The sequence below is a fragment of the Sphaerisporangium cinnabarinum genome, from assembly GCF_055567015.1.
This window is the reverse complement of sequence record NZ_JBVHRG010000002.1, coordinates 18963-39824: the sequence shown is the minus strand read 5'-3', so window position 1 is coordinate 39824 and position 20862 is coordinate 18963. Positions and strand designations below refer to the sequence as shown.

The 20862-nt window shown below is 75.9% G+C and carries 15 protein-coding genes and 1 pseudogene; 10 read left to right on the top strand and 6 right to left on the bottom strand.

Features of this window, described 5'->3' with window-relative positions; translation table 11 throughout:
• The first annotated feature begins 49 nt into the window (after window positions 1-49).
• From ACZ4MO_RS03170 to ACZ4MO_RS03135, 8 genes are all read left to right on the top strand, one after another.
• The gene (locus ACZ4MO_RS03170; RefSeq protein WP_074810589.1) at window positions 50-1732 is read left to right on the top strand and encodes a GTPase; all 1683 of its coding nucleotides are present in this window, start codon (window positions 50-52) and stop codon (window positions 1730-1732) included.
• Window positions 1729-3315, top strand: coding sequence for a P-loop NTPase family protein (locus ACZ4MO_RS03165; RefSeq protein ID WP_186810366.1), 1587 nt, complete (start codon window positions 1729-1731; stop codon window positions 3313-3315). The genes ACZ4MO_RS03170 and ACZ4MO_RS03165 overlap by 4 nt, the downstream gene beginning before the upstream one ends.
• Before the next feature lie 44 nt (window positions 3316-3359).
• Window positions 3360-4040, top strand: a complete 681-nt coding sequence (locus ACZ4MO_RS03160) for a single-stranded DNA-binding protein (protein WP_175008154.1) — start codon at window positions 3360-3362, stop codon at window positions 4038-4040.
• Window positions 4041-4175: 135 nt separating this feature from the next.
• Window positions 4176-5858, top strand: coding sequence for an energy-dependent translational throttle protein EttA (gene ettA / locus ACZ4MO_RS03155; RefSeq protein WP_021483138.1), 1683 nt, complete (start codon window positions 4176-4178; stop codon window positions 5856-5858).
• A gap of 175 nt (window positions 5859-6033) precedes the next feature.
• The gene (locus ACZ4MO_RS03150; RefSeq protein WP_175008156.1) at window positions 6034-6363 is read left to right on the top strand and encodes a hypothetical protein; all 330 of its coding nucleotides are present in this window, start codon (window positions 6034-6036) and stop codon (window positions 6361-6363) included.
• Window positions 6347-8521, top strand: coding sequence for a dynamin family protein (locus tag ACZ4MO_RS03145; RefSeq protein ID WP_175008157.1), 2175 nt, complete (start codon window positions 6347-6349; stop codon window positions 8519-8521). The genes ACZ4MO_RS03150 and ACZ4MO_RS03145 overlap by 17 nt, the downstream gene beginning before the upstream one ends.
• Window positions 8518-10272, top strand: a complete 1755-nt coding sequence (locus ACZ4MO_RS03140) for a GTPase (protein ID WP_175008158.1) — start codon at window positions 8518-8520, stop codon at window positions 10270-10272. The genes ACZ4MO_RS03145 and ACZ4MO_RS03140 overlap by 4 nt, the downstream gene beginning before the upstream one ends.
• 189 nt (window positions 10273-10461) lie before the next feature.
• On the top strand, window positions 10462-10959 hold the full coding sequence (locus tag ACZ4MO_RS03135; RefSeq protein WP_043658693.1) for an acyl-CoA thioesterase: 498 nt from the start codon (window positions 10462-10464) through the stop codon (window positions 10957-10959).
• Between the two features lie 34 nt (window positions 10960-10993).
• Here the strand turns inward: ACZ4MO_RS03135 and ACZ4MO_RS03130 are convergent, their stop codons facing one another.
• The 5 genes and pseudogenes from ACZ4MO_RS03130 to ptsP form a co-directional block, all read right to left on the bottom strand.
• Entirely contained in the window at window positions 10994-12586 is a 1593-nt protein-coding gene (locus ACZ4MO_RS03130; protein WP_175008159.1) for a DUF2867 domain-containing protein, read from the bottom strand.
• The gene (locus tag ACZ4MO_RS03125) at window positions 12583-13569 is read right to left on the bottom strand and encodes a DNA topoisomerase IB (RefSeq protein ID WP_499278598.1); all 987 of its coding nucleotides are present in this window, start codon (window positions 13567-13569) and stop codon (window positions 12583-12585) included. Before ACZ4MO_RS03125 ends, ACZ4MO_RS03130 begins: the two co-directional genes overlap by 4 nt.
• A 36-nt stretch (window positions 13570-13605) precedes the next feature.
• On the bottom strand, window positions 13606-14562 hold the full coding sequence (locus ACZ4MO_RS03120) for an acyl-CoA thioesterase (protein ID WP_175008161.1): 957 nt from the start codon (window positions 14560-14562) through the stop codon (window positions 13606-13608).
• Between the two features lie 37 nt (window positions 14563-14599).
• Window positions 14600-14932, bottom strand: a pseudogene (locus ACZ4MO_RS03115) (globin); the annotation flags it as partial.
• A 213-nt stretch (window positions 14933-15145) separates the two neighbouring features.
• On the bottom strand, window positions 15146-16849 hold the full coding sequence (gene ptsP, locus ACZ4MO_RS03110; RefSeq protein WP_175008162.1) for a phosphoenolpyruvate--protein phosphotransferase: 1704 nt from the start codon (window positions 16847-16849) through the stop codon (window positions 15146-15148).
• 206 nt (window positions 16850-17055) lie between these two features.
• On the opposite strand from ptsP, the gene ACZ4MO_RS03105 reads away from it, so the two are divergent.
• Complete coding sequence (locus tag ACZ4MO_RS03105; protein ID WP_255181276.1) at window positions 17056-17337, top strand: PTS sugar transporter subunit IIB; 282 nt, start codon at window positions 17056-17058, stop codon at window positions 17335-17337.
• A gap of 69 nt (window positions 17338-17406) precedes the next feature.
• On the opposite strand, the gene ACZ4MO_RS03100 is transcribed toward ACZ4MO_RS03105, so the two are convergent.
• A complete protein-coding gene (locus tag ACZ4MO_RS03100; RefSeq protein ID WP_175008163.1) occupies window positions 17407-18561 on the bottom strand; it encodes a mechanosensitive ion channel domain-containing protein in 1155 nt (384 codons plus the stop codon).
• 90 nt (window positions 18562-18651) lie between these two features.
• On the opposite strand from ACZ4MO_RS03100, the gene malQ reads away from it, so the two are divergent.
• Entirely contained in the window at window positions 18652-20832 is a 2181-nt protein-coding gene (gene malQ, locus ACZ4MO_RS03095; RefSeq protein WP_175008164.1) for a 4-alpha-glucanotransferase, read from the top strand.
• Window positions 20833-20862: the final 30 nt, after the last annotated feature.

The window sequence follows — 20862 nt, the reverse complement described above, 5'->3', positions numbered from 1 at the left end:
TCCGGCGCGTGCGTTTGGCGGGGCCCTCGACAGCGGTCACTATGAACCAGTGAGAACCCCAGACGCCGCCACGAGCGACGCGAGCGCCACCTCGGCCGGCCGGTCGCCGGGCTCGTGGCGCCCCGCTCAGGCGACCGAGGAGCTCGGTGTCACGGTCTTCGACGTCGCGCGCGACCTGCGCCGCGACGTGGCGGACGTGCGCCTCCCGCTCGCGATCGACGGCGCGACCGAGGCCGACGCCTCGCGCCGCCGTCTGCTCACCCAGCTCGACGAGCACCTGCTGCCGCGGCTGCGGGAGCTGTCGTCCCCCGCGATCGTGGTCATCGCGGGGTCGACGGGCGCGGGCAAGTCGACGCTGTACAACTCGCTGCTCGGCGAGGAGGTGTCGCAGGCGGGCGTGCTGCGGCCCACGACGCGCGAGCCGGTGCTCGCGTTCAACCCGCTCGACGCGGACGTCATCGTCGAGGGCCCGGTGACGCGCGTGGCGCGGGTGATCGACCACGACGGCGTGCCGCGCGGCACGGGCCTGCTCGACGCCCCGGACCTCGACTCGCTGCTGTCGGAGAACCGGGACACGGCGAGCCTGCTCCTCGAGGCGGCGGACCTGTGGCTGTTCGTCACGACGGCGTCGCGCTACGGCGACGCGCTGCCCTGGCAGGCGCTGTCGCGCGCGAAGGAGCGCGGGGCGAGCGTCGCGATGGTCCTCAACCGCGTCCCGCGCGAGACGCTCACGACGATCCGCGGCGACCTGCTGCAGCGGCTGCGCGACCACGGCATGGACGGCGTGCCGCTGTTCGTCGTGCCCGACGTCGGCCCCCACGAGGGCCTGCTCGACCGCTCGGTCGTCGCGCCGGTCGCGCGCTGGCTGACGATGCTCGCGGGCCCGGACCGCTCCCGCGCGGTGATCGTGCGCACGCTCAAGGGGTCGCTCGCGGCCCTGCCCGACTGGGTCACCGGCGTCTCGGACGCGGTGGAGGAGCAGGTCGAGGCCGCGGCGGACCTGCGTTCCGCGGTCGAGCGAGCGCTGCCGCCGGTGCAGGAGGCCGTGCGCCGCGCCGCGCTGGACGGCGCCGTCGCGCACGGGTCGCTCGAGGCGCGCTGGTCCCAGGTGACGGGCGCCGGGCGGGTCGACCGCGTCAAGGTGCGCGGCGGCGTCGTGCGGTCGTCGCGCCGCCGGGGCCGCGCACGCGACCTGGTGCTCGCCCCTCTGCTCGACGAGACGCGCGACGCGGCGCGCCGCACGCTCGCCGCGGACGGTGTCCTCGCGTACGAGGCGCTGCGCGCGGCGCTCGACGGCGACCGCCCGCTGCCCGGCGGGGCCGACGTCCTGCCGGCCGAGGACGCGGCCGCCGCGCGCCGGGAGGCGTCGGCGACGACCCAGGTGCAGCAGTGGGCGACGCGCGCCGAGCACGTGGTGGCCGCGCTCGGGGCGCCGTCGGCGTCCGAGGCGGGCCGTGCCGCGGTGAAGGCCTTCGGGGAGACGGGCGTCGCCGCGCTGCTCCTCGCTGCCGCGGCAGGGAACGACGACGCCGCCCGGCTCGTAGGGACCGTGCTCGCCGACGAGGGCGACGAGGCGGTCGCCGCGCTGCGCGACGACCTCGCCGACCGGGCCGCGACCATGGTCGAGCGGGAGGCCGAGCCGGTCCTCACGACGCTCGCCGACCCCGCGCTGGCCGCGGACGCCGCCGTCGGCCTGCGCCTACGACTCGCCGAGCTGAGGAGGCTCATGTGACGTCCCACGACGCCCAGCTGCGCGCCCGGGTCGACGACCTCGCGCGCGCGGTGGACCTCGCGGGCGACCGCCTCGACCCCGCCGTCGCGGCCCAGGTGCGCGACGCGATCGGCGGCGTGCGCGAACGGCTCGCGCTCGGCGTCGACCACACCGTCGTCGCGCTCGCGGGCGGCACCGGGTCGGGCAAGTCGAGCCTCTTCAACCGGGTGTCGCGCCTCGACTTCGCGGACGTCGGCGTCAAGCGGCCCACGACGGCCCGGGTCACGGCGTGCTCGTGGAGCGACGCCGCGACGGCGCTGCTCGACTGGCTCGACGTCGACCCCGAGCGTCGCATCACGCGCGACGGCGAGCTCGACGCCGAGGACGAGTCGGCGCTCGGCGGTCTCGTCCTGCTCGACCTCCCGGACCACGACTCGATCGAGCCCGCCCACCGCGCGGTCGTCGACCGGGTGCTGCCGCTCGTGGACCTGCTCGTGTGGGTCGTGGACCCGCAGAAGTACGCCGACGACGCGCTGCACTCGGGCTACCTGCAGAAGTCGACGGGGCTCGAGGGCTCCATGGTGGTCGCGCTCAACCAGATCGACACCGTCCCCGAGGCGCGCCGCGCGTCGCTCGTCGAGGACATGGACCGCCTCCTCCAGGAGGACGGGCTCGACGGCGTCTACGTCACTACCGTCTCGGCGCGCACCGGCGAGGGCCTGGACGAGCTGCGCTCCCTGCTCGAGCAGGCGGTCGCGCGGCGCAGCGTCGCGGCGAGCCGCGTCGCGGGAGAGCTCGACCGCGCCGGGGCGCTCCTGCTGGAGCAGCTCCCGGGCGACGTCCCGTGGACGATGAGCACGGCCGTCGAGGAAGAGGTCGACGCGCTCGCCGACGCGACGGGCCTCGCCGCGGTCGCGGGCCAGGTCGGCGCGGCCGTGCGCAACGGGTACGGGCGGCCCGAGTTCTCGCCGCCGCAGCCCGACGCCGTCGCCCTGTCGCGCTCGCGCTGGCTCGCACGCGCCGGGCGCTCGCTGCGGTCCGGCTGGCAGAAGGCGCTCGACGAGGCCGTCGCGCCGTCCACGCGCGTCGCCGAGGCGACGCGGTCCGCGCTCGCGAAGATCCCCCTCGACACGCGCGGGCCGTCGTCTTCGCGGCCCACGCGGCGCGCGGCCTGGTCGGCGCTCGCGGTCGGGGTCGTGGCGGGGGTCCTGGCGGTGCTCGGGTCGCTGCGCGTGCTCGACCTGGGGCGCACGCTCGTCACGGTGTGCGCGGTCGTGGCGGCGGTCGCCGTCCTGGGTGCCGTGGTCGCGTTCCTCGTCGCGCTCCAGGTGCGGCGCACGCTCGCCCGACGCCGCGAGCAGCAGGTCCTCGCCTCGGGGCGCGGCGCGATCGAGCGCGTCGTGCAGGACGCGATGGGCCGGCCCACCCAGGAGCTCCTCGACCTGCACCGGCAGGTGCGCGAGCTGGCGCAGTCCGCGCGGGACAAGACGCCCGCCGCGCCGCTCACCGGGGCTCTACGGCTACCCCCAGGCATGGACGGCGCAGGCACGTCCACAGGCGAGGGTCCGACGCCGGACGGCACCACCGCTCCCACCGCACCCTGAGGCGGTGGCCGGGACCAGCCCGGCCGTCGACCTCAGGAGGAACCATGCCCGGTGACGTCACGGTCACGCTGTCCGGCTTCGTCGCGACCACGCCCACGCTGTTCCGCTCGCAGTCGGGCAACGACTTCACGAGCTTCCGGATCGCCCAGACCCGGCGCTACCTCGACCGCGAGCGCGGCGAGTGGGTCGACGGTCGCACGCTGTGGTTCACGGTCAAGGCGTGGAAGAACACCGCGCGCAACGTCGCGCTCTCCCTCCACAAGGGCGACCCGGTCGTCGTCACGGGCCGGCTCTCGCTCGACGAGTGGGACGGCCCGGACGGCCCGCGCACGAGCCTCGTCGTCGAGGCGACGGCGCTCGGCCCGGACCTCACGCTCGGCGAGGCGCGGTTCACGCGCACGGTGCACCGGCGCGACGACGACGCCGCGCGCCGGAGCGAGGGCGGCCCCGCCGACGAGGTCGACGGCGTCCCGCCCGCCGCGGCCGGCTCGCTCGACCCGACCGGGGAGTCCGACGCCGCGGGTGGGGGCGATGCGGGCACGGGTCCGGGCGACGGTCACGGTGAGCCCGCTCCGGGTGAGCCCGTGCGCGAGGAGCCCCCGGCCGACGACCCCTGGGCGACGGCGGACGTCGCGGCGGCGCTGGGCGGAGAGCCCGGCGCGTCGGGTGCCCGCGCGCCGCGTGCCCGCGCCGCCCGGAAGGGGAGCGCGACGGCGGCCGCCTGAGCCGCGGGACCGGGCGGCGCCGTGACCTTCGACCGGTCGCGGCGCCGTCGGGCGCGTCCCGGCGGCCCGACCGCGTAGGCTGAGTGGTCGACGAATCCCGTACCTCTCCCGACCGAAACGGTGGAACGACAGGCTGTGGCTGAGTTCATCTACTCCATGTACAAGGCGCGCAAGGCGCACGGAGACAAGGTCATCCTCGACGACGTCTCCCTGAACTTCCTGCCCGGCGCCAAGATCGGCGTCGTGGGCCCCAACGGCGCCGGGAAGTCCACGATCCTCAAGATCATGGCCGGCCTGGACACGCCGTCGAACGGCGAGGCGCGACTCTCCCCGGGGTACAGCGTCGGCATCCTGCTCCAGGAGCCGCCGCTCAACGAGGAGAAGACGGTGCTCGGCAACGTCCAGGAGGCCGTGGCCGACATCCTCGCCAAGAAGCAGCGCTTCGACGAGATCTCCGCGCTCATGGCGGAGCCCGACGCGGACTTCGACGCGCTCCTCGCCGAGATGGGCACGCTCCAGGAGGCCATCGACGCCGCCGACGCGTGGGACCTCGACTCCCAGCTCGAGCAGGCGATGGACGCGCTGCGCTGCCCGCCGCCGGACGCCGACGTGTCGGTGCTCTCCGGTGGTGAGCGACGCCGCGTCGCGCTGTGCAAGCTCCTGCTCGAGAAGCCGGACCTGCTGCTGCTCGACGAGCCCACGAACCACCTGGACGCCGAGTCCGTGCTGTGGCTCGAGCAGCACCTCGCGACGTACCCGGGCGCGATCCTCGCCGTCACGCACGACCGCTACTTCCTCGACCACGTCGCGGAGTGGATCTGCGAGGTCGACCGCGGTCGCCTCTACCCGTACGAGGGCAACTACTCGACGTACCTGGAGAAGAAGCAGGAGCGTCTGCAGGTCCAGGGCAAGAAGGACGCGAAGCTCGCCAAGCGTCTCAAGGACGAGCTCGAGTGGGTGCGCTCGAACGCGAAGGGCCGCCAGACCAAGTCGAAGGCGCGTCTCGCCCGCTACGAGGAGATGGCTGCCGAGGCCGAGCGCACGAGGAAGCTCGACTTCGAGGAGATCCAGATCCCGCCGGGCCCGCGCCTGGGCAACCTGGTCCTCGAGGCGTCGAACCTGCAGAAGGGCTTCGACGGCCGCCAGCTCATCGACGGCCTGAGCTTCACGCTGCCGCGCAACGGCATCGTCGGCGTCATCGGCCCGAACGGCGTCGGCAAGACGACGCTGTTCAAGACGATCGTCGGGCTCGAGCCGCTCGACGGCGGCGAGCTCAAGGTCGGCGAGACGGTGTCGATCTCCTATGTCGACCAGTCGCGCGGCGGCATCGACCCGAAGAAGACGCTGTGGGAGGTCGTGTCCGACGGTCTCGACTTCATCAAGGTCGGCAACGTCGAGATCCCGTCGCGCGCGTACGTCGCGTCGTTCGGGTTCAAGGGACCGGACCAGCAGAAGCCCGCGGGCGTCCTGTCCGGTGGTGAGCGCAACCGCCTCAACCTCGCGCTCACGCTCAAGCAGGGCGGCAACCTCCTGCTGCTCGACGAGCCGACGAACGACCTCGACGTCGAGACCCTGGGCTCGCTCGAGAACGCGCTGCTCGAGTTCCCCGGCTGCGCCGTCGTGGTGTCCCACGACCGGTGGTTCCTCGACCGGGTCGCGACCCACATCCTCGCGTACGAGGGCACCGAGGAGAACCCGGCGAGCTGGTACTGGTTCGAGGGGAACTTCGCCTCCTACGAGGAGAACAAGGTGGAGCGCCTCGGCGCGGAGGCGGCTCGCCCGCACCGCGTGACGTACCGCAAGCTCACGCGCGACTGAGCGACCCTCGTCGCACGGCTCGGCACGACGCCGGGCGGGACCCGTTCCCGCCCGGCGTCGGCGCGTCCGGGCCCGCCCTGGCCGACCGAGCCGGTGGGAGCCGTGGAGCCGTCCAGACCGCCAGGCTACGGCGGGGGACCACCTCGTCCACGGCGACCTCCGGGGCGACAGCACGGTGCCTGTCGACCGCGCCGCCGTCGCCGTCGACTGGCCGGGCGCGGCGCGCTGCGCCGCGTTCTGGGACGCGGTCGGCATGCTCCCGCCGGGCATCCCGCACCTGCGCGCGTTCCAGCGGGCGCAGGCGGAGGTCGGGGTGGCGTGGCTCCGGCATCGCGTGGGGGAGGGAGCCACCGCGAGATCGGCCCGTGCGGTCGAGATCGACCTTCCGCAGGGCGATGTCGGGCCGGGCGGGTCGATCTCGCCGGTGGTGTCGGCGGCTTGTGGTGTCATATCGGGCCTGGCCAGCGGCGTTCCGGCAGACTGGCGGGATGACGGCCAGCGGTGACTCCGGAGACGACGCAGTCCACTCTGGCGCGTCGGCACCCGACGGCCCGCGTCCCGACAGGCCGCGCCTCGACGGCCCGCCTCCCGACGGTTCGCGCGCCGGTAGGGTCGCGGCGGGCGCCGCGGCGACCACGGGGCTCGTCGAGGCGCTGGAGATCCTGCGGGGGCGGCTCGCCGCCGCGCGGCTCCCGCTCGACCTGCCCGGCGCGGCGCTCGCGCGCGAGGACCTCGGTCTTGCGGTCCACCAGCTCGACGACTACCTGCTGCCCCGGCTGCGCTCGCACGCGGCGCCGCTGCTCGTCGTCGTCGGCGGGTCGACCGGAGCGGGGAAGTCGACGCTCGTGAACTCCCTCCTCGGCGAGCACGTCTCGGCACCCGGCGTGCTGCGCCCGACGACGCGGGCTCCCGTCCTCGTGCACCACCCGCTCGACGAGCGCTGGTTCTCGACCGACCGCGTGCTGCCCGGGCTCGCGCGCGTGAGCGAGCACGGCGCGCGGTCCGCGGCCGCCGGCACGCCGACCGGCAGCGTGACCGGTGCCCTGACCGGCACGTCGACCGGCACGTCGACCGGCACGTCGACCGGCACGTCGATCGGCAGCGCGACCGGGAGCAGGACCGGGCAGCCGGTCACCCCGCCGGACCCGACGCGGACGCTGCGCCTCGTGGCGAGCGACGCGCTGCCGCAGGGCCTCGCGCTCGTGGACGCGCCCGACGTCGACTCCGTGGAGACCGCGAACCGCGAGCTCGCGGCGCAGCTCCTCGCCGCGGCCGACCTGTGGCTGTTCGTCACGACGGCCGCCCGCTACGCCGACGCCGTCCCGTGGGACCTCCTGCACCGCGCCGCCGAGCGCCGCGCCCAGGTCGCGATGGTGCTCGACCGGGTGGACCCGGGCGCTGAGGCCGTGGCGGACGACCTGCGCCGGATGATGGACGAGAACGGCCTCGACGCCGCGTCGCTCTTCGTCGTGGGGGAGTCCGAGCTGGTCGACGGCTTCCTCCCCGAGCAGGCGGTGGCCGAAGTGGCGTCGTGGCTGTCCGCGCTCGGGGCCGACGGCGACGAGCGGGACCGGGTCGCGACCGCGACGCGCGACGGGGTCGTGGACGACCTCGTGCGCCGGGCGGTCCTCGTGGCGGGTGCGGCCGACGCGCAGGCGGCGTCGGACGCGCGGCTGCGCGCCGTCGTCGAGCGCGCGTACGACGAGGCGGCGACGACCGTGGACGCCGCGACGAGCGACGGTGTGCTGCTGCGTGGTGAGGTGCTCGCGCGCTGGCAGGACTTCGTGGGCACGAGCGAGCTGTTCCGCTCGGTCGAGCAGGGCGTCGGCCGGGTGCGCGACGCGCTCGCGGCGTTCTTCCGCGGGCGTCCGGCGCAGGCGCCGCAGGTCGAGCAGGCGATCGCGCACGGCCTGGAGGCGGTGGTCCTCGACGCGACGGACGCCGCGGCCGAGCGGGCGTACGGCGGGTGGCGCGCGGACCCGGCGGGGTCGGCGCTGCTCGACGGTCTGGACCTGGCGCGGTCGTCCGCGGGCGTGCGGGCGCGCGTCGCGGAGGAGATCCGGGGCTGGCAGTCCGACGTGCTCGACCTCGTGGGCGAGCAGGGCGCGGGCAAGCGTGGCGCGGCGCGAGCGCTGTCCTTCGGGATCAACGGGCTGGGGCTGAGCCTCATGGTCGTGGTGTTCGCCTCGACCGGCGGCCTGACGGGCGCCGAGGTCGGGATCGCGGGCGGGACGGCGATCCTCGCGCAGAAGCTCCTGGAGGCCGTGTTCGGCGACGACGCCGTGCGGCGTCTGACGCGGACCGCGCGCGAGCGGCTCGCGGAGCGTGTGCGGGTCGTGCTCGACGACGAGGCGCTGCGCTACACCGCGCAGCTCGACGCGCTCGGGACGGCCGACGCCGACGAGACCGCCCGCTCGGTGCTCGAGGCGGCGCGCGCGGTCGAGGCGGCGGCCCGGGTCGAGCGGTCCGCGCGCCCGGACCGCGCGGCCGGTGGGGATGGCGGCCGGTCCACCGTGGGCCGGCACGCCGCGCGCCTCCTGCGCGGCGCTGGGTGGACCCCGCCGCCCCCGGACGAGCCCGCAGCCGCGCCGGGGGGCGAGGGTACCGAGCCGGCCCGGCGGCCGGGGTTCTGGCGCCGCCTGCTGGGGGGTGACCAGGCATGACGATCGACCTCGCGGCGCGCACGACCGCGCTGGAGACCGCCGTGCGCGCGGGGGAGGGACGCGTCGACGCCGACCTGCTCGCCGACGCGCGGACCGTGGTCGCCCGCGCGCGCGAGCGGGCCGGGCTCTCGGCCGACCACACCGTCGTCGCGCTCGCGGGCGCGACCGGCTCCGGCAAGTCGTCGGTGTTCAACGCGCTCGCGGGCACCGAGCTCGCGACGGTCGGGGTGCAGCGGCCCACGACGTCCCACCCGCTCGCCGCGGTGTGGGGCGCGTCGGGACCCGCCGCCGGCCCGGCGGGACCGGCCGCGCTGCTCGACTGGCTGGAGGTGCGGCGACGGCACGAGATGGGGACGCCGCTCACGTCGGGCGACCCCGCCGACGCGCGGGCGGGCGGCGGCCTGCGCGCGCTCCTGCGCGGTCGCCGCGCGGGCGAGCTGACGAGCGGCCTCGTGCTGCTCGACCTGCCCGACCACGACTCGGTCGTCGTCGAGCACCGCGTGCGCGCGGAACGCCTCGTCGAGCGCGCCGACCTGCTCGTGTGGGTCGTCGACCCGCAGAAGTACGCGGACGCCGCGCTGCACGAGCGCTACCTGCGCCCGCTCGCGGGCCACGGGTCCGTCGTCGTCCTCGTGCTCAACCAGGTGGACCGGCTCACGCCCGCCGACGCCGACGCGTGCCTCGCCGACCTGCGCCGGCTCGCGGCGGAGGACGGGCTCGCCGACGCGCGCGTGCTCGGCGTCTCGGCCCGCACCGGTCAGGGCCTGGACGAGCTGCGCGGGCTGCTCGCGGACGCCGCGGCCCGGCGTCGTGCGTCGAACGACCGGCTCGCGGCCGACGTGCGGGCGGTCGCGCGTCGCGTCGCGGCGGCGTGCGGCGAGCCCGTCCCGGAGCGGGCGGCGCGCCGCGCGCGCGACGGCCTGGTCGACGCCCTGGAGGCCGCGGCGGGCGTCCCGACGGTCGTCGCCGCCGTGCGCGGCTCGGCCGTGCGGGACGCGCGCGCCGCGACGGGCTGGCCCGTGACGCGCTGGGTCGGCCGGTTCCGGCCCGACCCCCTGCGCCGCATCGGGCTGCGCACCGGCCCCGCGCCGGGCTCGTCGCGCGCGCGGGCGGCGAAGGAGCTGGGCACGGCCGACACCGTGAGCCGGCCCGAGCTCGCGCGGACCTCGCTCCCGGCGGTCGGTGCCGCGCTGCGCGCCGGAGCCCAGACGGCCGTGCGCGACTACGCGGCCGAGGCCACCGCGGGCGTGCCGGACGACTGGGCGCTCGCCGTGCGCCGTCGGGCGTCCGAGGGCGCGGCCGACCTCGCCGACGCGCTCGACCAGGCCGTCGCGGGGACGGAGCTCGAGGCGGCCCGCCGTCCGGTGTGGTGGCGCGTCGTCGGCGCGTTCCAGTGGCTCGTGCTCGCGGCGCTCGTCGTGGGCCTGCTGTGGCTCGCCGCATTGTGGGGGTTCACCTACCTGCGCCTGCCGGAGCCGCCGACGCCAGTCCTTACGCTCGGCGGGCCGGGGGCCCCGGAGCTCCCGTGGCCGACGCTGCTCGCGCTCGGCGGGGTCGTCGTGGGCGTGCTCGTCGCGCTCGTGTCCCGCGCCGCGGCCGCGGTGGGCGGACGGCGGCGTGCGGCGCGCGCCCGACGGCGCCTGCGCGACGCCGTCGGCCAGGTGGCCGACCGCCGGGTGCGGCTCCCCGTGGGCGAGGAGCTCTCCGCGCTCGCAAGCTGCCGCGCCGCGGCCCTCGTCGCCGCGTCCTGACCTCGCCGCCCCCTCCTGACGCCGAGCACGAGGTTGCCGTCGTTCTGGGCGCCAGGACGACGGCAACCTCGTGCTCGGCGCGGAGGAGCCTCGTGGTCGGCGGGCCGGTGGAGAATGGACCCGGTCCGGTGACCGGGGCATCCGTCCTGCCGGTCGCGCCGGGCCGCCCGTCGAGCGAAAGGACCCTCCATGACCCGTCTGCACGTCCCCGTCTCCCTGCGGTGGTCGGACCTCGACGCGTACGCGCACGTCAACAACGTCGAGATGTTCCGCCTGCTGGAGGACGCCCGCATCACCGCGTTCTGGACCCACCCGGACGCGGGCGAGGACGCCTGGCCGACGGCCGTCCTGGAGACCGGCCCCCACGCGACGAGCCACACGCTCGTCGCGCGCCAGGAGATCGAGTACCTGCGCCCGCTCGGTTTCACGCGCACGCCCGTCCGCGTCGAGCTGTGGATCGGGCACCTCGGCGGGGCCAGCCTCGAGGTCTGCTACGAGGTGCACGACGGCGCAGCGCGCTTCGAGCGCACCGGCCCCACCTCGGGCGGGGCCCCGTACGCGAAGGCCGCGACGACGATCGTCGTGGTCGACGCCGCGACGGGCTCGCCCCGGCGCATCAGCGAGGCCGAGCGCGCGGCGTGGGAGCCGTTCGTCGAGGAGCCGCTGACGTTCCGTCGGCGCCGCTGAGCCCTCGGGACGGCGGCGCGCGCCGCCGCCCCGGTCAGCCCGTCCCTCGACCGGGTCCGGCGCCCGCGCCGGGCCGGTCCGCGGAGGGGCGGCCGCTGCGGGCGGCGCGCTCGGCGGCCTCGGCGACGTTGCGCTGCATCCCGCCGAACACCACGCCGTGGAACGGCTTGACCGCCCACCAGTAGAGCTGGCCCGCGAGCCCGTGGGGGTGGAACAGCGCGCGCTGCGCGAAGTACGTGCGGCCCGGCCCGCTGGCGTCCTCCGGGGAAGGGCCCGGCGCGTCGGGGTCGGTCGCGTCCGGGAGCTCGGCCGCGGCCTCGTCGACGCGCAGCTCGAGCCACGCGAGGCCCGGGAGCCGCATCTCGGCACGCAGCAGCAGCCGGCGGCCGGGCTCGATCGCCTCGACGCGCCACCAGTCGAGCTCGTCGTCGACGCGGAGGTAGCGCTCGTCGCGCCGGCCGCGGCGCAGGCCCGGCCCGCCGACGACCCGGTCCATGAGGCCGCGCACGCGCCACGCGAGCGACCACGAGTACCAGCCGCCCTGCCCGCCGATCTCCTCGATCACGCGCCAGAGCACCTCGCGCGGCGCGTCCACGACGGTGCGGCGCTCGTCCACGTAGAGCGAGCCGCCCGCCCAGTCGGGGTCGCTCGGCAGCGGGTCCGACGGCGCACCCGGCACCGACGCCGACGACCAGCGCGTCGTGACCTCGCCGTCGTGGATGCGCTCGAGCGCGAGCTCGACGGCCCGGTCGAAGCCGATGAGCCCTTCGGGCGGGTCGGGCACGTACTGCGCGATGTCGTGCTCGTGGCACACGACCTCGTGCTGGAGCGACTCGACGAGAGGTCGCGCGATGCCGCTCGGCACGGGCGTCACGAGCCCCACCCAGTGCGACGACAGCCGGGGCGTGAGCACGGGCACGCTGACGATCCGGCGCCGGGGGAGGTTCGCCACGCGCGCGTAGCGCTGCATCATGTCGCGGTAGGTGAGCACGTCGGGACCGCCGATGTCGAAGCCGCGCGAGACGTCGTCGGGCATCGAGGCCGAGCCGACGAGGTAGCGCAGGACGTCGCGGACCGCGATCGGCTGGATGCGGTTGTCGACCCACTTCGGGGTGGTCATGGCCGGGAGCCGCTCGGTGAGGTAGCGCATCATCTCGAACGACGCCGAGCCCGACCCGAGGATCACCGCGGCACGCAGCACCGTCGTCGGGACGCCCGACGCGAGCAGGATCTCCCCGACCTCCTTGCGCGACGCGAGGTGCGGCGACAGCTCGCCCTCCGGCACGTCGGGGAAAAGCCCGCCGAGGTAGACGATGCGTCGCACGCCGGCCTCGCGCGCCGCGCGGGCGAACGTCAGCGCGGTGCGCCGGTCGCGGACCTCGAACGTGCGCCCGGTGCCGAGCGAGTGCACGAGGTAGTACGCCACGTCGGCGCCCTCGAGCGCCGCCCGGATCTGGTCCAGGTCGCTCGCGTCCGCCTCGACGAGCTCGACGTCGTCCGCCCACTCGCGGCCCGCGAGCCGTTCGGGGTGCCGGGCGAGCGCACGGACCTCGAAGCCGGCGCGGAGCAGCTCGGGCACGAGCCGCCCGCCCACGTACCCGGTGACCCCGGTGACCGCGGCCCTCATCCGAGCAGCTCCAGGACCTCGCGCTCGGCGCGCGCCTGCGAGCGCGTCGACCCGATGGTCTCGCCGCGCTCCCACAGGTCGAACAGCCGCGGGTCGATGTACGACGACCGCGCCACGGCGGGCGTGTTTCCGAGCTCCTCCGCGACGTCCTTGACGATCCCCGTGACGACCCGGCGCCGGGCGCGCTCGGACGCGGGCGCCGTACCGGCGTCGGCCAGAGCGCGCGCCGCGAGCACCGTCGCGTGCCACGTGCGGAAGTCCTTGGGCGTCGCGTCGTCGCCCAGCCGCTCCTTGATGCCGGCCTGCACGTCGGCGCTCGTGACGTCGTGCCACACGGCGCTGCCGGTCGCGTCCACGTCGCGCCAGGCGAGCAGCTCGACGCCGCCCCGGCGCCGCTTGAGGGTCGTCACGAGCTCGGCGACGACCGGGTCGTCGACGACCACGTCGCGCACCTGGCCCGACTTCGCCGGGTAGTGGAAGTGCACGCTCCCGTCGCGGCGGACGCGCGCGTGCTCCTTGCGGATCGTGGCGAGGCCGTAGCTGTTGTTCTGCTTCGCGTAGATCTCGCCGCCCGCCCGGAAGTACGCGAGGTCGAGCAGCCGGAACGCGAGCGCCAGCACCTTGTCGCGCGGCATGCCGGGCAGCTCGAGCTCGCGCGCGACCCGGCGCCGGGCGGCGGGCAGGCGACGGCCGACGTCGAGCACGTGGTCGTGCTTGCGGCGCGACCGCCGCACCTGCCACTGCTCGTGGTAGAGGTACTGGCCGCGCCCGGCGACGTCCCGGCCGAACGCCTGGATGTGCCCGTTGGGGTACCGGCAGATCCAGACGTCGGACCACGCGGGCGGGACCGCGAGGCGCTCGCACCGCACGACCTCCTCCTCGTCGGCCAGGGGCAGGCCCTCGACGTCGAGGAACACCCACGCGTCGCCCTTGGGGCGGCGGGTGTACCCCGGCGAGGTCACGGTCACGCGGCGCAGTCGCACCAGGACAGTGTCGGGCCGACGCGCGTCCGTCGCCCGTCAGAGCGCGGGGAGGCGGACCATGCCCTCCTGGGCGATCGACGCGACGAGCGTGCCGTCCTGCGCGAACACCCGCGCCGCGCCGAGACCGCGGCCGCCCTGGGCGCTCGGGGCCGACTGGACGTAGAGCAGCCACTCGTCCACGCGTGCGTCGCGGTGCCACCACATCGCGTGGTCGAGGCTCGCGATCGACATGTCGGGCGTGACCCAGCTCGTGCCCGCCTGCCGCAGGATCGGCTCGAGCATCACCTGGTCGCACGCGTACGCCATGAGCGCGCGGTGCAGCAGCTGGTCGTCGCCGACGTCGCCCCGCGCCCGCATCCACACCATCTGGTGGTCCTTGGGCTCGTGGTCCGGGTGCAGGTAGAGCGACCCGCCCACGTGCCGCAGCTCGAACGCCGAGTGGTGCGACCAGAACCGCGCGATGGGGTGGTCGATGCCGCCGAGCACGTCGAGCGCGGACGGTACGTCCTCGGGCGCCGGGGCGTCGGGCATCTCGGACGAGTGCTCGATGCCGCCCTGCTCCTCCTGGAACGAGGAGATCATCGACAGGATCGGCTTGCCGTGCTGGATCGCGTGCGTCCGGCGGGCGCTGAACGAGCGCCCGTCGCGCAGCCGCTCGACCGCGAAGTCGATCGGCACGTCGAGGCCACCGGGTCGCAGGAAGTACCCGTGCAGGGAGTGGGGGAGCCGGCCCTCGGGGACCGTGCGGCCCGCGGCGAGGACCGCCTGCGCGAGCACCTGCCCGCCGTAGACGCGGCCCGTCGGCTGGTGCACGGAGACCCCGCGGAAGTGCTCCGGGTCGGCGGCCGACCCGTCGCCGTCGCCGACCCGCTCGAGGCGCAGCACGTCGAGGAGGTGGTGCAGCGGGTTCGGGACCTGCTCGCGCGGGGCGGTGTCCGACGTCGGGCCGGGGGAGGCCGACGAGGTCGACGGCGGGGTGGGCTCGGGGGTCACGGGTGGGGGCTCCTTCGCTCGGGCGGCGGGTCGGTCAGTCCTCGAAGGTGTTGAGGAGGGAGTGCGCCGCGCGCTCCAGATAGTCCCACAGCGTCGCCTCCTGGATCGGCGCCAGGTCCAGGGTGTCGACGGCGGCGCGCATGTGCGCGAGCCAGCGGTCGCGCGCGTCGGGGTTGACCTTGAAGGGCGCGTGCCGCATGCGCAGGCGTGGGTGCCCGCGCTGCTCGCTGTACGTCGTCGGGCCGCCCCAGTACTGCTCGAGGAACGCGGTGAGCCGCCAGCGCGCCGGGCCGAGGTCCTGCTCGGGGTACATGGGCCGCACGACCGGGTCGTCCGCGACGCCCTCGTAGAACGCGTCGACGAGGCGCACGAACGTCTCGTGGCCGCCGACCTCGTCGTAGAACGTGCGGCTCGGGCGGACCGGCGCGGCCGCGCCCGCGGGGCCGGCCGGCGCGCCGTTCGAGAGGCCGGCGACGGGCAGCGTCGGGCGGGGGGTGGGCTCGGTCGTCACCGGCCCATCATCGCACCGGCCGCGGCGCGCTCCCGAGCCCGGAGCCGCCGCCCGGGGCGGTCCGGGCGCACGTCACAGCCCGAGCTCGGCGAGCACCGGCAGGTTCTCGCGGACGACGGCGCGCGCCTCCGCCGCGCTCTCCGCCTCGACCGCGAGGCGCGCGAGCCGTCGGCACTCGTCGACGTCGACCTCGCGCAGGAGCGCCGCGACGTCGGGGATGGCGCGGGCCGTCATGGACAGCGACGACACCCCGAGCCCGACGAGCACGACGGCGAGCACCGGCTGGGACGCCGCCTCGCCGCACACCCCCACGGGCCGGCCCTGCTGGGCCCCGCCCGCGCACGTCGCCTCGACGAGCCGGAGGACGGCGGGCTGCCACGGGTCGCTCAGCTCGGCGAGCGACCCGAGGAGCCGGTCCGCGGCCATCGTGTACTGCGTGAGGTCGTTCGTGCCGATGGACGCGAACGCCGCGCGCGCGAGGATCGGCCCGGAGAGCAGGGCCGCGCTCGGGACCTCGACCATGACGCCCGCCACGTCGAGCCCGTGCGCGCGGCAGCGCTCGACGAACCACTCGGTCTCCCCGACGGTCGAGACCATGGGCGCCATGACCCACACCTCGGCCTCCTCGGCCGCGGCCGCCTGCGCGATCGCGTCGAGCTGCTGCTCGAGGAGCTCGGGCCAGCGGGCGGCGGTGCGCAGCCCGCGCACGCCGAGCGCCGGGTTCTCCTCGTCGTCGACCGTGAGGAAGTGCAGCGGCTTGTCCGCGCCGGAGTCGAGGGTGCGGATCACGACCTTGCGCCCGCCGAACTCGTGGAAGACGGTGCGGTAGGCGGCGACCTGCTCCTCGACGGTGGGCGGCTGCTCGCGGTCCAGGAAGCAGAACTCGGACCGGAACAGCCCGACGCCCTCCGCGCCGGACGCGGCCGCCGCCGCGGCGCCCGCCGGGTCGCCGACGTTCGCGAGGAGCTGCACGCGGTGCCCGTCGCGCGTGCGACCCGTGCCGTCGAACGTGCGCACCTGCTGCGAGCGGGCCCGCGCCGCGGCCACCTGCTCGGGCGACGGGTGCACGACGACGGTCCCCGCCGCGCCGTCGACGAGGACGACGTCCTCCGGGGCGAGCGCCGCGCTCGCCCCCGTGGCCGCCACGACGGCGGGGATGCCCTTGGCGTTCGCGACGATCGCGGTGTGCGACGTCGGCCCGGCGCCGTCGGTGACGATCGCGAGCACGCGCGCGGGGTCGAGCGCGGCCGTGGCCGACGGCGCGAGGTCGTACGCGACGAGGACGAACGGCTCGGCGTGCTCGGGCACCCCGGGCGCGGGACGGTCGGTGAGGGCCGCGACGAGGCGGTCGCGGACGTCCGCGACGTCGCGGGCGCGCTCGGCGAAGTACCCGCCGAGCTCGGTGAACTGCCGCACGACCTCCTCCGCGGCCTCCCACACCGCGCGCTCGGGCACGAGGTGCTCGTCGAGCACGCGGCGCCGCGCGTCGGCCGCGAGCGTGGGGTCGGCCGCCATGGCCGCCGTCGCCTCGAGCACGTCGCGCGCGTCGCCGTCGGCGGCGTCGGCCGCGCGCTGGAGGTCGCCCGCGACCTGCTCCGCCGCGGCGTCGACACGCCGGGCCTGCGCCTCGTGGTCCTCGCGCGGGCCCATCCGCAGCCCGGGTGCCGGCTCGTCGATCGCCTCCGGCATGAGCACCACCGGCCCGACGACCGTGCCGGGGCACACGCCGATGCCCGTGATGACCTGCCGTGCCTCGTCCTCGGTTCCGCCCGTCACGACCCTCGCTCCTGTCCGCCTCGGGCGTGCGACCCGGGTGCCCGGGCCGGTGCGCACGCGTGCCCGTCACGGTCGACCGCCAGGCCGCCGTGCACGTCCCTGTTGCGGGGGCGTTGCGGGGCCGCGTCGATCCGGTGACAACCTCGCCAGGAGACTAGGCTGTTCCCAGGTGCTCGGCACCCCGACACCCCGGATCCCCCGCGCGGATCCCCACCCGCGACTCGCCTCAGGAGACACTTTCGATGAGCACCCCCTCGGACCAGAAGGCACAGAACATCCTCGACGCCCTCGGGGGTCAGGGCAACGTGGTCGACCTCGAGCCGTGCATCACGCGCCTGCGCGTGGAGGTCACGGACCCCCAGCTCGTGGACGAGGCGCGCCTCAAGGCGACGGGCGCGTTCGGCGTCGTGCGCTCGGGCCGCGTCGTCCAGGTCATCGTCGGCCCGGAGGCCGACAACCTCGCCGCGGAGCTCGACGGCCTGCGCTGAGCCTCCACCGGGTCCCTCCGCACGGAGGGACCGGCGCCGTCGAGGTCGTGCCCGACGGCGCCGCGCGGCTCAGGACGCCCGGCCGCCCGCCGCGTCCTGCACCACGGTCGCCGCGGCGGCGCCGCGCCTCTCGCGGGCCGCCTGCGCGGACCTGTCGTCCGTGTCGTCGGGCCGGTCGTCGGGCCGGTCGTCGGGCCCTGTGCCGGACCGCGCGTCTGCCCGGTCGTCGGGCAGGGACGGGGAGTGGTCGAGGACGACCACCTGCTGCGCCCCGGCGAGCGGGATGCGCGCGTCGGACAGCGCCTGCCGGACGCGCGAGCGCAGCGCGCGCGCCACCTCCCACTGCATCGCGGCCTGCGTCTTCACCTGCACCTTGAGCTGCAGGGCCTCGGCCGTCATGGCCTCGATGCCCGTGACCTCGGGCGGCTCGAGGAAGTACGTGCCGAGCACCGGGTCGCTCCCGACGTCCTCGGCGGCCGCGAGCAGCGCCGCGCGCACGGCCTCGACGTCGGCCCAGTACGCGACGCGGACGTCCACCACCGCGCGTCCCCACTCCTGGGTCTTGTTGCCCGTGCGCAGGATCTCGCCGTTCCGGACGAACCACAGCGTGCCGTTGCCGTCGCGGACCTTCGTCACGCGCAGCGCGACCTCCTCGACGGTGCCCGTGACCTCGCCGAAGTCGACCGTGTCGCCCACGCCGTACTGGTCCTCGAGGAGCATGAACGTGCCCGAGAGGAAGTCCTTCACGAGGCTCTGCGCGCCGAAGCCCAGCGCGACGCCCGCGATCCCGGCCGACGCGAGGAACGGCGCGATGTTCACGCCGAGCTCGGTGAGGACCATGAGCACGATCGTCGCGCCGATGACGATGTTCGCGGTCGAGCGCAGCACCGAGCCCACGGTCCGCGCCCGCTGCGCCCGACGGGCGCTCGCGAGCGGGTTGGCGCGCAGCAGCACCGTGCCGACCTCGGACCGGCCCAGGCCCTTGAGCCGCTTGCCCCGGAGCGTGGGCGTGCCCTCGGCGATGTGCTCGGAGACGCGGCGGATGAGCCGGCGCACGACCGCGAGGACGAGCGCGCCGATCACGACGATGAGCAGCACGCGCAGCGGGAGGCCGACGAACCACTCGAACCAGTCGTCGGGGTTGCTCGCGTCGAAGCCGTTGGCGAGCTCTTCCGTGACCTCCGCGGGCGCGCGCACGGCAGGAGCGAGAAGGGGGAGGGACATGCGGGCAGGGTACCCGGGGCACATGAGAGCGCCCCGGGCACGCCGGGCGATCGTCCTGCCCGCAAGGCCCTGGTCTGGCAGGATGCAGGCGTGAGCGAACCCCCGCAGACGGACCTGCCCGAGCCGTTGGTGCAGCTGGCCGACGCCCACGGCGTCGCGTCCGACTTCTGGGACTTCGACGGGACGCGCCGCCAGGTCCGGGCCTCGACCCTCGTCGCCGTGCTGGAGGCCCTCGGCGTCCCCGCGTCGTCCCCGGAGAAGGTCGCCGTCAGCCTCGAGCACTCGCGCGACGACGCGTGGCGCCAGATGCTGCCCCCGACCGTGGTCGTCCGGCAGGGGGACGCGGTGCCGGTCCCCGTGCACGTCCAGGACGGCTCCGCCGTCGACGTCTGGGTCGAGCTCGAGGCCGAGCAGGGTCGCCACGGCGGCGCGGCCGGCCACCACGCCGCGCGCCCTGCGCGCGAGCGCCGCGACCTCGGCCAGCTCGACCTGTTCGTCGAGCCGCGCACGGTCGACGGTCGGCGCGTCGGCCGCGCGACGTTCGAGATCCCGGCCGACCTGCCCCTCGGGTGGCACGACCTGCACGCCGAGAGCGACGGCGCCCACGCGCGCGCGACGCTCGTCGTGACGCCGCAGCGGCTCGAGCTGCCCGCAGCCGTCGCGGAACGCCGCGCGTGGGGCTTCATGGCCCAGCTGTACTCGGTGCGGTCGCGCGCGTCCTGGGGCGTCGGCGACCTGGCCGACCTGGCGGACCTGGCCTGGCTCGCCGCGCACGAGGCCGGCGCGGACTTCGTCCTCGTCAACCCGCTGCACGCCGCCGAGCCCCGCACCCCGATGACGCCCTCGCCCTACCTCCCGACGAGCCGCCGCTTCGTCAACCCGCTGTACATCAGGGTCGAGGACATCCGCGAGACGGGGTACCTGTCCGCGGCCGACCGCTCGCTCGTCGAGTGGGCGTTCGACCCGGTGCGCGACCTCGACACCGACCCCGGCCCCATCGACCGCGACGCCGCGTGGGAGGCCAAGAAGGCGGCGCTCGAGGTCGTGTTCACCGCGCCCCGGTCGACCGCCCGGCAGGCGTCGCTCGACGCGTTCCGCGCCGAGCAGGGCAAGGGGCTCGAGGACTTCGCCACGTGGTGCGCGCTCGCCGACCACTACGGCGACCGCGACTGGCCGCCCGGCGCGTCCGACCCGAACGGCCCGACCGTCGCGGCGCTGCGCGAGCAGCTCGCCGACCGCGTCGAGTTCTACTGCTGGCTCCAGTGGGTGGCCGACGAGCAGCTCCGCGTCGCGCAGCGCACGGCGCGCGAGGCGGGGATGTCGGTGGGGATCATGCACGACCTCGCGGTCGGCGTGCACCCCGAGGGCGCGGACGTCTGGTCGCACCGGGGCGTGCTGGCCACCGGGGTGTCCGTCGGGGCGCCCCCGGACATGTACAACCAGCAGGGGCAGAACTGGTCCCAGCCGCCGTGGCACCCGCGCGCGCTCGCGCGGGCCGGGTACGCCCCGTACCGCGACATGCTGCGCACCGTCCTGCGGCACGCGGGCGCGATCCGGATCGACCACGTCATCGGCCTGTTCCGGCTGTGGTGGATCCCGGGCGGCGCGCGCGCCGACGCGGGCGCGTACGTCCGCTACGACCACGAGGCCCTCGTCGGCATCCTGTGCCTCGAGGCGCACCGCGCGGGCGCGATGGTCATCGGCGAGGACCTCGGCGTGTTCGAGCCCTGGGTGCGCGACTACCTCGCGGACCGCGGCGTCCTCGGCACGTCCGTCCTGTGGTTCGAGAAGACCGACGACGGCCGGCCGCTGCCCCCGGAGGACTACCGGCGCCTCGCGCTCGCGACCGTCACGACGCACGACCTGCCGCCCACCGCCGGGTACCTCGCGGGCGAGCACGTCGAGCTGCGGGACCGTCTGGGCGTGCTGACGGAGGACGTCGCCGACGTGCGACGGGCCGCCCGTGCCGAGCGCGACGCGATGATCGCGTTCCTGCGCGAGCGCTCGCTCGTGGGCGAGGACCCGTCCGAGCGCGAGCTCGTCGAGGCCCTGCACCGCCTCGTCCGCAGCACCCCGGCCGTGCTGCTCGGCGTCTCGCTGGCCGACGCCGTGGGGGAGCGCCGCTCGCAGAACCAGCCGGGCACGGACCAGGAGTACCCGAACTGGAAGGTGCCGCTCGGCGACTCGTCGGGCAACCTCGTCCTGCTCGAGGACCTCTTCGACTCCGCCCGCCTGCGCTCGCTCGCCAAGGCGATGAACGACTCCCTCTGACCGGCCGAGCAGGCCGTCCTGGCCCGTCCT

Excerpts from the sequence above, each read along its gene's own strand:
- ACZ4MO_RS03160 (WP_175008154.1), top strand. The coding sequence starts at position 3,360 with ATGCCCGGTGACGTCACGGTCACGCTGTCCGGCTTCGTCGCGACCACG.
- ACZ4MO_RS03145 (WP_175008157.1), top strand. The coding sequence starts at position 6,347 with ATGACGGCCAGCGGTGACTCCGGAGACGACGCAGTCCACTCTGGCGCG.
- ACZ4MO_RS03140 (WP_175008158.1), top strand. The coding sequence starts at position 8,518 with ATGACGATCGACCTCGCGGCGCGCACGACCGCGCTGGAGACCGCCGTG.
- ACZ4MO_RS03135 (WP_043658693.1), top strand. The coding sequence starts at position 10,462 with ATGACCCGTCTGCACGTCCCCGTCTCCCTGCGGTGGTCGGACCTCGAC.
- ACZ4MO_RS03130 (WP_175008159.1), bottom strand. The coding sequence starts at position 12,586 with ATGAGGGCCGCGGTCACCGGGGTCACCGGGTACGTGGGCGGGCGGCTC.
- ACZ4MO_RS03100 (WP_175008163.1), bottom strand. The coding sequence starts at position 18,561 with ATGTCCCTCCCCCTTCTCGCTCCTGCCGTGCGCGCGCCCGCGGAGGTC.